At 69.8% G+C, this 12,599-nt stretch carries 11 protein-coding genes; all 11 read right to left on the reverse strand.

The features are described 5' to 3' along the window. Window positions 1–1,071: a UDP-N-acetylglucosamine--N-acetylmuramyl-(pentapeptide) pyrophosphoryl-undecaprenol N-acetylglucosamine transferase gene (locus KNO15_RS04060; RefSeq protein ID WP_241702155.1), complete on the reverse strand. Its 1,071-nt coding sequence runs from the start codon at window positions 1,069–1,071 to the stop codon at window positions 1–3. Beyond that, a complete protein-coding gene (gene ftsW / locus KNO15_RS04065; protein WP_241702156.1) occupies window positions 1,068–2,327 on the reverse strand; it encodes a putative lipid II flippase FtsW in 1,260 nt (419 codons plus the stop codon). The genes KNO15_RS04060 and ftsW overlap by 4 nt, the downstream gene beginning before the upstream one ends. Further along, the gene (gene murD, locus KNO15_RS04070; protein WP_241702157.1) at window positions 2,290–3,834 is read right to left on the reverse strand and encodes a UDP-N-acetylmuramoyl-L-alanine--D-glutamate ligase; all 1,545 of its coding nucleotides are present in this window, start codon (window positions 3,832–3,834) and stop codon (window positions 2,290–2,292) included. The genes ftsW and murD overlap by 38 nt, the downstream gene beginning before the upstream one ends. Further along, entirely contained in the window at window positions 3,831–4,943 is a 1,113-nt protein-coding gene (gene mraY, locus KNO15_RS04075; RefSeq protein WP_241702158.1) for a phospho-N-acetylmuramoyl-pentapeptide-transferase, read from the reverse strand. The genes murD and mraY overlap by 4 nt, the downstream gene beginning before the upstream one ends. Then, on the reverse strand, window positions 4,940–6,391 hold the full coding sequence (locus tag KNO15_RS04080; RefSeq protein ID WP_241702679.1) for a UDP-N-acetylmuramoyl-tripeptide--D-alanyl-D-alanine ligase: 1,452 nt from the start codon (window positions 6,389–6,391) through the stop codon (window positions 4,940–4,942). The genes mraY and KNO15_RS04080 overlap by 4 nt, the downstream gene beginning before the upstream one ends. After that, entirely contained in the window at window positions 6,391–7,935 is a 1,545-nt protein-coding gene (locus KNO15_RS04085; RefSeq protein ID WP_241702159.1) for a Mur ligase family protein, read from the reverse strand. Before KNO15_RS04085 ends, KNO15_RS04080 begins: the two co-directional genes overlap by 1 nt. A 45-nt stretch (window positions 7,936–7,980) precedes the next feature. Further along, a complete protein-coding gene (locus KNO15_RS04090) occupies window positions 7,981–9,723 on the reverse strand; it encodes a peptidoglycan D,D-transpeptidase FtsI family protein (RefSeq protein ID WP_241702160.1) in 1,743 nt (580 codons plus the stop codon). 39 nt (window positions 9,724–9,762) lie between these two features. Then, window positions 9,763–10,449, reverse strand: a complete 687-nt coding sequence (locus tag KNO15_RS04095) for a hypothetical protein (RefSeq protein WP_241702161.1) — start codon at window positions 10,447–10,449, stop codon at window positions 9,763–9,765. Then, the gene (gene rsmH, locus KNO15_RS04100; RefSeq protein WP_241702162.1) at window positions 10,446–11,396 is read right to left on the reverse strand and encodes a 16S rRNA (cytosine(1402)-N(4))-methyltransferase RsmH; all 951 of its coding nucleotides are present in this window, start codon (window positions 11,394–11,396) and stop codon (window positions 10,446–10,448) included. Before rsmH ends, KNO15_RS04095 begins: the two co-directional genes overlap by 4 nt. A gap of 106 nt (window positions 11,397–11,502) precedes the next feature. Continuing rightward, window positions 11,503–11,934 (reverse strand): division/cell wall cluster transcriptional repressor MraZ, encoded by a 432-nt coding sequence (gene mraZ, locus KNO15_RS04105; protein WP_241702163.1) that lies wholly within the window; start codon window positions 11,932–11,934, stop codon window positions 11,503–11,505. A gap of 249 nt (window positions 11,935–12,183) precedes the next feature. Next, window positions 12,184–12,564, reverse strand: coding sequence for a DUF3040 domain-containing protein (locus tag KNO15_RS04110; RefSeq protein ID WP_241702164.1), 381 nt, complete (start codon window positions 12,562–12,564; stop codon window positions 12,184–12,186). Window positions 12,565–12,599: the final 35 nt, after the last annotated feature.

Genomic DNA, 12,599 nt, shown 5'->3' on the forward strand with positions numbered 1-12,599 from the left:
TCAGCTCAGCGCGCTGCGGATCAGGCCGACCATCCGGTCCGAGCCGTCGCGCACGCCCGAGGTCGCGGCCTTGCGGGACATCGCGTCGACCGCCGGCCGATCGGCCAGCAGCGGAAGCAGCCGACCATCGACCCAGGACGGGACGAACTCGGCGTCGTCCACCAGGATTCCGCCTCCCGCACCGACGACACCGGCCGCGTTGAAGCGCTGCTCGCCGTTGCCGATCGGGAACGGGACATAGACCGCGGGGATGCCGAGGGCGGCGAACTCGCACACGGTCGCGGCTCCCGCCCGCGCGACGGCGAAGTCGGTCAGCGCGAACGCCAGATCCATGCGGTCGCAGTAGTCGAGGAGCCGGTAGTGCTCGATGCCGGGGTCGGTCAGCTCGCCACGGCCGCCCTGGATGTGGAGCACCTGCCAGCCGGCCGCCGTCAGCTGCTCCGCGCGTTCGGCGATCGTACCGTTGAGGCGCCTGGCGCCGAGTGAGCCGCCCGTGACGAGCAGCGTCGGGCGGTCGTCCTCGAGCCCGAACTCGGCCAGCGCGGCCGGGCGGGCGGCTGCACGATCGAGTTCCTCGATCTCGCGCCGGAGCGGCATCCCCACGAACCGCACGTGCGGGAGCTTGGTCCCCTCGAACGCGACACCGACCCACGGTGTGGAACGCGCGCCGAGGCGGTTCGCCAGTCCGGGCCGGGCGTTCGCCTCGTGGAGGGCGTACGGCACCTTCGCGCTGCGCGCGGCCGAGTAGGCGGGCGCTGCGGCGTAGCCTCCGAATCCGACCACCACATCGATCCCGCGATCGCGGATCAGCTCGGTCACCGATCGGACCGCTCGCCGGTACTCGCCGGGGAACCGCAGCGCGGCGCCGTTCGGCCGGCGCGGGAACGGCAGCTTCGGGATCGTCGCGAGCTCGTAGCCGCGGGCGGGCACCAGCCGGGACTCCAGCCCCTCCTTCGTGCCCAGAACGACGACCTCCGCCGCCGGGTCGTCGCGGCGCAACCGGTCGGCGACCGCCAGCAGCGGGTTGACGTGGCCGGCGGTGCCTCCGCCGGCCAGGAGGTAGCGGCTCACGCTGCGGACCCCGAGCGGCCGGCGGCGCCCTTGGCGCGACGGGCGTCGCGGGCGTTCTGACGGGCGAAGGACAACACGATGCCGATTGCGATCATGGAACTGATCATCGCAGTCCCTCCCGCAGAGATCAGTGGGAGCGGGACGCCGAGCACCGGGATCACGCCCAGCACGACGGCGATGTTCACGAACGCCTGGAAGATGAGCCACACCATGATGGCCGCGGTCGTGACGCGCGGGAACGGGTCGGTCGAGGAGTGGATGATGCGCAGGAACACGATCGCGAGCATCACGAAGAGCAGGAGCACGACGACGGCCCCGATGAGGCCGAGCTCCTCCCCGATGATCGCGAAGATGAAGTCGGTGTCTGCGGCGGGCAGCCATGACCACTTGGAGTGGGAGTTGCCGAGCCCGACCCCGAACACCCCTCCGGAGGCGAGCGCGTAGAAGCCGTTGTCGATCTGCCAGTTGACGTCGGGGTTCGCGGCGCTCGCTCCGCCGAAGAGCGCGGCGATGCGCCCCATCCGGCTGGCGCTCGACATCGCGACGAACACGGCGACGACGGCGACCCCGGCCAGCCCGGCGAGCAGATAGCGGATCTTCACGCCGGCGAAGAACAGGCCGCCGAGCACGAACGCGGCCATGACGACCGTCGTGCCGAGGTCGCCGCCGAGCACCACCACGCCGATGGCGCCACCCGCGATCGGCAGGATCGGCAGCGCGACATGCCGCCAGTCGTCGATGAGGTCCTGCTTGCGGGCCAGCACGACCCCGAGCCAGACCACCAGGGCGAGCTTGATGGCCTCCGACGGCTGGCCGACGAAGCCGCCGATACGGATCCAGTTGCGGTTGCCGCCGATCTCGACGCCGAGCGGCGTCACGAGCACCAGGAGCTGCAGGAAGCACGCCGCCCCGAGGATGAACCAGATCGAGCGCTTCCAGAACGCCATCGGGATACGCGACACGATGAACATCAGCGGGAGGCCGATCAGCGTGTACGCGCCCTGCGACCAGAACCGGGAGAAGAAGTTGTCGGTGTCGTTGTGCGACTCGACGGACGACGACGAGAGCACCATCACGAGCCCGAAGACCACCATGAAGAGGGTGATCCCGAGGAGGAGGAAGTAGTCGGCCGACTCGCTGTTCATGGCGCGCCCGAGCGAGATCCGCGCCGCCAGTGCACCCGATCGGGACCCGGACGCCGGCTCGGAGCCGGAATCGTCAGACGCCGGGCGGAGTCGAGGCGGAGTGGTCGTCATCCGCCTCACCTCCAAAAAACTCGTTCACGGCCGCCTGGAAGCGACGGCCTCGTTCCGCGTAGTCGGCGAACTGGTCCATCGACGCCGCCGCCGGCGCGAGGAGGACGGTGTCGCCCTCGCGCGCGAGTCCGCCGGCCAGTCGCACCGCCGTCGGCATGACCCTCTCAGTCTCGTCGGCGTCCACCTCGAGCACCGGCAGCCCGGGGGCGTGTCGCTCGAATGCGGCGAGCAGCGCGGACCGGTCCACCCCGATCAGCACGGCGCCACGCAGTCGGCCGGCGTGCGTCGCGACGAGCTGTTCGACGTCGACGCCCTTGAGCAGGCCGCCGACGACCCACACGACGGACGGGTATGCCCGGAGGGATGCGTCCGCCGCGTGCGGGTTGGTGGCCTTGGAGTCGTCCACCCAGCTGACCCCGGCCTCCACGCGCACCAGCTCGATGCGGTGGGCGTCGAGGCGGAACGCCGTGAGCACGTCGCGGATGACCTGCGGCTCCACGCCGTAGGAACGCGCGAGCGCGCTGGCTGCCAGGATGTTCGCCACGACGTGCGGCGCGGCCAGTCCGGCCTCCGCCAGCTCGTCGAGGGTGGTGAGCTCGATGGCGCTGTTGCGCCGGTCTTCGAGGAAGGCACGGTCGCACAGGATGCCGTCCACGATCCCGAAGTCGCTGGGACCCGGCACGTCGAGACCGAAGCCGATGGCCCTGGCGCCTTCGACGACCTCCGCCTCCTCGACCATCCGGAGCGTGGTGAGATCGGCGCGGTTGTACACGCACGCGACCTGCGCGTTGTCGTAGACCTTCGCCTTGGCGGCGATGTAGGCCTCCAGCGAGCCGTGCCAGTCGAGGTGGTCGTCGGCGATGTTCAGGCAGGCCGCGGAGTACGGCGAGAGTTGACCGCCGCGATTGCGGTTCACCCAGTGCAGCTGGTAGCTGGACAGCTCGACCACGAGCACGTCGAAGCCCTCAGGGTCGCGGATCGCGTCGAGCACCGGCACGCCGATGTTGCCGCACGGAGCGACCCGCGAGCCGCCCGCGAGCAGCATCGTCGCGGTCAGTTGCACCGTGGTCGTCTTGCCGTTGGTGCCGGTGACGCAGATCCAGTCCGCCGGGCTGCCGTCGGGAGCGGTGACCTTGTCGCGCAGCCGCCAGGCGAGCTCGATGTCGCCCCAGACGGCGACTCCCTCCTGTTCGGCCCAGAGCAGCAGCGGGTGATCCCAGTGGAACCCGGGAGAGACCACGACGAGTTCAGGGGCGAACTCGACGAGCCGTGCGGGGGGCGCGCTGAGGTCGGCCTGCTCGAGCAGCTCGGCCCCGATCACCTCCAGCAGCATGGCGCGCTCCTGGTCGGCGCGCGACGCGACGACGAGCACCTCGGCCCCGAGCTCGGCCAGCGTGTCCGCCACCGAGAAGCCGGTGACCCCGAGACCGAAGACGGCGACGCGCAGCCCCCGCCAGTCGTGATGCCAGCTGGTGAGGGCCTCCAGACGTTCGCTCGGCGACGTCACGTCGCGAGCCACTCGAGGTAGAACGAGCCGACCCCGGCGGCGACCAGGAGGCCGCCGATGATCCAGAAGCGCACGACGACCGTGATCTCCGCCCAGCCCTTCAACTCGAAATGATGATGGATGGGACTCATTAGGAAGATGCGTCTGCCGTGCGTGAGTTTGAAGTACGCGCGCTGGACGATGACCGAACCGGCCTCGATCACGAACAGGCCGCCGATGAGCACGAGGAGGAGCTCGGTGCGGCTGAGGATCGCCAGCGCGGCGACGGCGCCGCCGAGCGCGAGCGAACCGGTGTCGCCGAGGAAGATCTGAGCGGGCGACGTGTTCCACCAGAGGAAGCCGACCACCGCTCCGACGATCGCCGTCGCGACGATCGCCAGGTCGAACGGATCGCGCACGCTGTAGCACTTGGCGATGTTCTCGGGGTTCAGGGTGGGGCTGGCGCACGACTGGATCGACTGCCAGAACCCGATGATGATGTACGCGCCGATCGCCAGGATGCTCGCTCCGGAGGCGAGACCGTCGAGGCCGTCGGTGACGTTCACCCCGTTGGAGGTGGCGGCGACGATGAAGTTGATCCAGATCAGATAGAGCCCGTAGCCGACCAGAACGCCGATGACGCCGAACTTGGTGATCGACCCGAAGTCGATCGGCAGGTCGCGGATGAACGAGACGCTCATGGTCGCCGGGGTGTATCCGCGCGCGTCCGGGAACCCGATGGCGAGAAACGCCCAGATCGTCGCGACCACGACCTGTCCGGCCACCTTGGCCCAGCCGGTGAGCCCGAGGCTGCGCTCCCTCCGCGTCTTGAGCAGGTCGTCGACGAAGCCGACGACTCCGAGGCCGACCATCAGGAACAGGACGAGCAGCGCGGACACGCTGGTCTCGTCACCGGTGAGCAGGAGCGCCGTGAAGTAGCCGAAGAGCGTGCCGAGGATGACGACGATGCCGCCCATGGTCGCGGTGCCGCGCTTGGCGTGGTGGCTCTGCGGGCCATCGTCGCGGATGAACTGGCCCCACTGGAGGCGGCGGAAGAGCCGGATGAAGAGCGGGGTGAGGAACAGCGTGAACGCCATCGACAGCGCGCCGGAGGTCAGAAGGGCTCTCACGAGAAGAATTCTCCCAGTCGGTCGCCGAGGAACCGCAGCCCCGCGGAGTTGGACGACTTGACGAGCACGGTGTCACCGGCGCGCAGCGTCGAGGACAGATGGTCGAACGCCGCGTCCTGGGTCTCGAAGAACAGCGATTCGCCGTCCCACGACCCCTCGTTGATGGCGGTGATGTGCATGCGGCGCGCAGACGGGCCGACGATCACCAGCTGATCGATCCCGAGGCGCACGGCGAGCAGACCGATGCGGTCGTGCTCCTCACCGGAGAACTCCCCCAGCTCGCTCATCTCGCCGAGGACGGCGACGGTGCGCTCCCCCGGCTCGGAGATCTGCGCCAGCGTCTTGATGGCCGCGGCCATGGAATCGGGGCTCGCGTTGTACGCGTCGTTGATGACGGTGACGCCACGGGCGCCGCCGAGGACCTCCATGCGCCAGCGTTCGGCCCGCTGCACGGTCTCGAGCGCTCCGACGATCGTGTCGATGTCGACGCCGAGCGTGTGCGCTGCCGCGGCCGCCGCCAGCGCATTCATCACGTGATGCTCGCCGAGGACACGGAACTGCACCGGCCGGGACTCCCCCGCACCCTCGACACCGGTGGGCGACGGCAGGTGCAGCGTGAACGCGGTGCCGCGGGCCGTGGACCGCACATCGGTCGCACGGACGGCCGCCCGGTCGTCGAGTCCGAACCACAGCACACGCGCCGCGGTCTTGTCCGCCATCGAGGCGACCCGCGGATCGTCGAGGTTGAGCACCGCGACGTCGGATTCCAGCAGGTCGCTGACCATCTCGGTCTTGGCCGCGAGCGTCTTCTCGATGCCGCCGAACTCACCCGCGTGCGCCAGGCCGACCTTGAGGACGATCCCGATGTCTGGGCGCGCCATGCGCACCAGCCGGGCGATCTCGCCGATGCCGCTCGCACCCATCTCGGCGACCAGGAACTGGGTGTCCTCCGTCACCTCGAGCATCGTGACAGGGGCTCCGACCTCGTTGTTGAACGACGCGCGCGGAGCGATGGTCGGGCCGAGCTGTTCGAGGATCGCGCGCAGCAGGTTCTTGGTGGTGGTCTTGCCGTTGGAGCCGGTGACCCCGACGATCTTCAGCGTTCCGAGTGCGCGCACCCGCGCGATGACCTCGGTGGCGAGGTCGCCGAGCGCGGTCACCGTGTCGGTCACGAGCAGCTGGGGCACCGGCAGGTCGAGGGCGTGATCCACGACGAGCAGAGCGGCGCCGGCCTCGACGGCCTGCGGGGCGAAGAGGTGGCCGTCGGTCACTTCTCCCGGCTTGGCGAAGAAGATCGTGCCGGGCACGACCTCCCGCGAGTCGGTGGTCGAGAGGCCGTCGACGACGGTCTCGGGAGTCGCCGGAGTGCCGTCGGGGAGGACGGCGCCGTCGAGCAGGAGGGTGCCACGGGTGGCGGCGGCGATCTCGGCGAGGGTGAGGGCGATCACTACAGCCACCCGGCCTCTCGCAGCGCCAGCCGTGCGTCGTCGCGGGCGGAGTACGGGAGGCGCTGGCCGGCGACCTCCTGATAGTCCTCGTGGCCGGGACCGGCGTAGAGCACGACGTCGCCGTCGCCCGCGAGGGCGAGCGCCGCACGGAACGCGGCGCGCGGGTCGGCCACCTCGTAGAGCTCGGCGTCGGGCACGGCGGTGCGCGCACCGTCGAGGAGCGCGGCGCGGATGGTGGCCGGGTCCTCCGAGCGCGGGTGGAAGTCGGTGATGACGACCGCGTCGGCCCCGCGCGCGGCGATCGCGCCCATGTCGGCGCGCTTGGTGGTGTCGCGGTCGCCGTCGGCGCCGAACACCATGACGATGCGGCCCTCGGTGACCCGCCGCAGCGCTCCCAGGAGCGATTCGAACGCGTCGGGGGTGTGCCCGTAGTCGATGAAGACGACCGGGCCACGGTCGCCAGAGAGCCGCTCGGTGCGGCCGGGCACGTACGCGTCGATGCCGCCGTCGCGATCGAGGGCGGCGCCGATGGCGTCGAGGTCGTAGCCGGACTCCACCAGCATCACGATCGCGAGAGCCGCGTTGGCGGCGTTGTACGCGCCGAGCAGCGGCACACGGGTCGCCAGACGCCGCCCGTCGGGCCCGGACAGCTCGAACACGGTCTCCTCGAGCGTCTCCGCGAGCACCGTGAGCGTCCAATCCGCGTCGACGCCCGGCACACCGGCGAGCGTGGTCACCGGGATGCGCGACTGCTCGACGAGGGCGTGCCCCCACTCGGAGTCGACGGTGACGACACCGCGGCGCGCCCGGTCGGGCTGGAAGAGCTCGAGCTTGGCGGCGAAATAGTCGTCCATCGCGGCGTAGTCGTCGAGATGGTCGTGGCTGAGATTCGTGAAGCCGACGACGTCGAACTCGATGCCGTCGACGCGGTGGCGGCTCAGGGCCTGCGCCGAGACCTCCAGAGCGACGGCACGGACGCCCTCCTCGCGCATGCGCGCCAGCAGGGCGTGCAGCTCGCTGGCCTCCGGCGTCGTGAGCTTGCTCGTGATCGCGTGATCGCCGATGCGGCGCTCGGCCGTCGACGACAGCCCGGCGACGACGCCGAGCTGGCCGAGGATCGCGTAGAGCAGGTAGACCACGCTGGTCTTGCCGTTGGTGCCCGTGACCCCGAACAGCGTCGCGGCGTTCTCGTCGGTGCGGTAGACCCACGCAGCGACCGCTCCGAGCGCGGCGCGCGGGTCGGGCGTGACGATGACCGGCAGTCCGGAGTCGGCGGCGAGCTGCGCGCCGACCTCGTCGGTGAGGACGGCGACGGCCCCCGCCTCGGCCGCGGCCGAGGCGAAGCTCGCGCCGTGCACGTTCTTGCCCGGCACGCCGACGTAGAGGTCGCCCGGCTCGACCGCCGAGCTCGCCAGGGCGGCGCCGGTGACCTCGACGGCGTCGAGATCACCTCGCACGTCCAGCCCGAACTCCGCGACCAGCTGGGCGAGCGGGCGGGCGACGGGATGCTCGGGGCGCAAAGAGGAGGGCGCCGGTCCTGTCACGGGGCTCACTTTCAGTAGACGGGCAGTGCTCACTGGACCGTGGTCTCAGTAATACGGCGGGTAGTCGGCCGGGCTCGACGTCGAAGGCTTCACCCGGTAGGTCTTCAGCACCTGGCTCATGATCGTGTGGAACAGCGGAGCGGCGGCTGCCGACGAAGTAATGGTAGTCGGGAACCCGAGGTTGACCGAAACGACGTACTGCGGGTCGTCGACCGGCGCGACGCCCATGACCGACACGTAGTACGACGGCAGGTAGCCGCCCTTGCCGTCCGCCTGCTGGGCCGTTCCGGTCTTCGCCGCGACGCGGTAGCCGGGGATCTGCAGCTGTTTCGCGAGCTCGCCCTTGGTGGTCACCGACTCCATCATCCCGAGCGTGGTGTTGGCGGCGCTCGGCGAGACGACGCTCACCGGCGTGGGCTTCGGGGTACCGGTCACGGTGCCGTCGGCCTGCTTGCATCCCTCGACCATGGTCAGCGGGATGCGGGTGCCGCCGTTGGCGAGCGCCTGGTACGCGCTCACCATCTGCAGCTGGGTCGCCGAGACGCCCTGGCCGAACATGGTCGCGTACTTGGTCTGGTCGTCCCAGTCCTTGACGGGGTTCAGCTGGCCGGAGGACTCGTTGGGGTACGGGAGCCCGGTCTGCTCGCCGATCCCGAACTTCTTGAGGTAGTCGTACCTGGTCTGGTCGGTCAGTCGCTGGCCGAGCTGGGACATGCCGGTGTTCGACGACATCATCAGAACGCCGGTCAACGTCAGCCGGAGCGGCGCGTGGTAGCCCGAGTCGTGGAGGTCGGCGCCCTTGCCGGACTTCCATTCGTAGGGCGCGAGGACCTGGGTCGTGGGGTTCGCCTTGCCCTGGTCGATGAGCATGGCCGCGGTGAGCGCCTTGAACGTCGACCCCGGCTCGCGCGGGTCGGTGAAGGTCTGGAGCCGCCAGTACGACGGATCCGTCGCGTCGATGTTGTTCGGGTCGAGCGCGGGCCATTGGGCGATCGCCTTGACCTTGCCGGTCTTGGCCTCCGCCACCGTCACGTAGCCGAACTTCGACCCGGTCGCGGCGACCTGCTGGGCCAGCGTCTGCTCGGCGAACCATTGCAGGTCACTGTCGATGGTGAGCTCGAGCGTGCCGCCGTCCTTGGCCTTCTGCTGCACGACCGTGCTGCCGGGGATGGCGACGCCGTCGGCCCCGCGCTGATAGGTCTCCTTGCCGTTCTCGCCCGCCAGGCAGGTGTTCTCGCTGTCCTCCAGGCCGCCGTTGCCCGCCTGCGAGACATAGCCGATCAGATTGCCGGCGACCGCCCCGTTGGGGTAGCTGCGCGCCTGCTTCTTGTCGAAGGTGAGCCACGGGTACGGGAGCTTGGCCAGCTTGTCGAAGACGGTCACGTCCATCCCGGACTTGATGAGGACGTACTTCGACTTGGGGTTGTCCTTGAGCGCGTCGTCGAACAGCTTCACGACAGCGTCGCCGCCCTGGCCGGTGATGGCCCCGATCTTCGCTGCGGCCTCGACCATCTTGTCGCGGCCGCCCGCGATCGCGTCGGAAGGGGATGCCTGCGCCGTGTACGTGTAGATCGTCGTCGCGAGGATCTTGCCGCTCGCGTCCACGATGTCGCCGCGGTTCCCGTAGAGGACCGTCGAGTCCTCCTTGGCGTTCACGGATTTGCGCTGCAGCTCGTCGGCTCTGACCACCTGGATGTCGACGAGCTTGCCGCCGAGGATGGCGACGAACGCCGCGACGGCGACGACCGTCAGGGCCGTGCGCCGCCGCAGCATCTTCCTGTTGAGCATGGAGAGCCTGTCCCGTCCGCTGTCGCGTCAGTGTCCGTGTCAGTGCGTCACCGGTGTCGGCAACGCTCCCTGCAACGGTACGGACGGCTTCGCGGGACTCGTGGATGCCGCACCCGCGGCTGCGGAACTCCCAGCTTGGCCGGCGGACGCCTGCCCGGCCGCACCCTGTCCGGCCACCAGCGGCACGCCGTTCAGCTGTGAGTTGGGGACCAGATTGCCCTGGCCTCCCGTCACCGTGCCGGCAGCGCCGTTCGCCGCGACGGGTGCGCCGAGCACCGCTCCGTCGGAGAGCCGCAGATAGGCGGGGTTGCTGTTGCTGACCATGCCGAGCGCGTTCGCGTTGGCGGCCAGGTTCTGCGGGGACGTCAGCCGGTTGAGGTCCTCCGAAGCGGCCTGATAGCTGCGCTGCAGCTCGGTCTGCTTGGTCTGCAGCGAGCTGAGCTGGTAGGCCCCCTGCGACACACCGATGCTCAGGAGGAGCTGCGTCACCACGATCACGAGCAGTGCTGAGACGGCCGTGATCGCGTACAGCGTGCGCGGGCGGGCCCGGCGCTGGCTGCGGGTGGAGACCACCTCGAGGTGCGTGCGGCGCTCACGTTCCGGCCGCTGCGGCCTGTCGAGAGCCGGCTCCTCGAGCTTGGGCGCGGTCGCGCCGGTGGACGCCGGGACGTGCCAGGTCATCGTGGGACGTCTGCGGACGCCCACCCCCAGGTCGTTGCTGCTCACGAGCCCCTCCTCACTCGTTCTGCCGCGCGCAAGCGCACGGGTGTGGCCCGCGGGTTGGCGGCCTTCTCGTCGTCGTCCGCCAGCTCCGCCCCCCGGATCAGGAGCTTCAGCTGCGGCCGGTGCTCCGGCAGCTCGACCGGAAGCCCGGCCGGCGCGCTGGAGCGCGACCTGGTCTGGAGCTCGCGCTTGACGATGCGGTCCTCCAGCGACTGGTAGGACTCCACGACGATGCGACCTCCCACGTCGAGCGCGTCGATCGCGGCGGGGATGGCGCGCTCCAGCACCGCGAGCTCCTGGTTCACCTCGATGCGCAGCGCCTGGAACACGCGCTTGGCCGGGTGGCCCTGCCGCTGGACGGCGACCGGGGTCGCCTTCTGCAGGATGTCGACCAGCTGGCCCGAGCGCACGATCGGAGCCGACGCGCGCTCCTCGACGATCCGCCGCGCGTAGCGGGCGGCCAGCTTCTCTTCCCCGTAGTCGCGGAAGATGCGCCGCAGGTCGGCCTCGGAGTACGTGGCCAGCACCACCTCGGCCGTCAGCTCGCTCGTGCCGTCCATCCGCATGTCGAGCGGCGCGTCCTTCGAGTACGAGAACCCGCGCTCGACGCGGTCGAGCTGCAGGGACGAGACGCCGAGGTCGAACAGCACGCCATCGATCCGATCGAAGCCGAGGCCGTCGAGGGCGTCGCGGATGCCGTCGTAGACGGTGTGCACGAGGTGGACGCGGTCGCCGAAGCGCTCCAGGCGGGCGCCGGCGATCGCGAGGGCTTCCGGGTCGCGGTCCAGTCCGACGAGCACGACGTCGGGGAATCGCTCCAGCACGCCGGCCGAGTGGCCGCCCATGCCGAGCGTCGCGTCGACGAAGACCGCTCCCGGCTTCGCGAGGGCGGGGCCGAGGAGCTCGATGCAGCGTTCCAGCAGAACGGGGGTGTGGATGTCGTCCGTCATGTCCGCACCCGGGAGGGCCGGCCCCTGGTTCCGGATCCCCATCCATTCCGACCTGCCACCGGGGAAGTGGTGTCAGGGCGTATGGCTGGGAGTCCGGCGCCAGGCGCTAGAACAGTCCCGGGATCACCTCCTCCTCCGTGTTCGCGAATGCTGCCTCCTGCTCGGCGAGGTAGGTCTCCCACGCCGAGGCCGCCCAGATCTCGGCGCGGCTGCCCGCGCCGATCACGACCAGGTCTCTGTCGAGACCCGCGTACGTCCGCAACGGGGTCGGGATGGTGACCCGGTTCTGCTTGTCGGGCACCTCCGCGCTCGCCCCCGAGAGGAAGACGCGCAGGTAGTCCCTGGCCTGCTTGCTGGTCACCGGCGCCTGCCGGATCTTCTCGTGGAGGGACTCGAACTCCCGCTGCGAGAAGACGTAGACGCAGTGCTCCTGGCCGCGGGTCAGAACGAGGCCGGAAGCGAGCTCATCCCGGAATTTGGCCGGCAGGATGATGCGCCCCTTCTCGTCCAGCTTCGGGGCATAGGTGCCGAGGAACATCGGTCCCACCCCCACTCTCCCGGCCACGGTTGCGGTGTGCCTCCACTTTACTCCACTCTCATCCACAAAGTCAGCAGAAGCGACCGTTTTGCCCCGTTTAGGGGTGAAAGAACCCAGTGAATACACGGAAGAATCCGGTGGAGGGAAATGGAGGGCAATGGCGCCGAAAGGGAGTGCCGGGCGCACGAAAAAGGGCCGATCCGAAGATCGGCCCTGAAGTAGGGGTGCGCGGGGAGCGCGGTGGAGGGGCTAGCCCTGACCGTCCTGCCGCTTGTCCCAGCGATCGTTCATGCGGTCCATGAAGCCGGGCTGCCCGCGTGTCGGCTTGCCCGACTTTCCGGCGGCGGCCGCGTCGGGATCGATCGCGACGCGTTTGCCTGGCGCGATCGCCAGCAGTACGCCGGCGAACATCACGACGAAACCGAGGATTCCGACGATCGGCAGCTGGACGAAGACGCCGGTCACCAGCACGGCGACACCGACGACGGCGACGAGCACACCGAGGACGATCGAGCGATACGCGGGTCGTGCCCGCTTGCCTCCCACCTTGGCGACGAAGTCTGCGTCGTTCTGGTAGAGACTGCGTTCCATCTCTTCGAGGAGGCGCTGCTCATGTTCTGAAAGCGGCATCCGGATCCCCCTCTTTCTAGCGGGTTCTAGGCGTT

Origin of the sequence: Leifsonia shinshuensis, assembly GCF_022606355.1 — a bacterium.
GTDB classification, from domain to species: Bacteria; Actinomycetota; Actinomycetes; order Actinomycetales; family Microbacteriaceae; genus Leifsonia; species Leifsonia shinshuensis_B.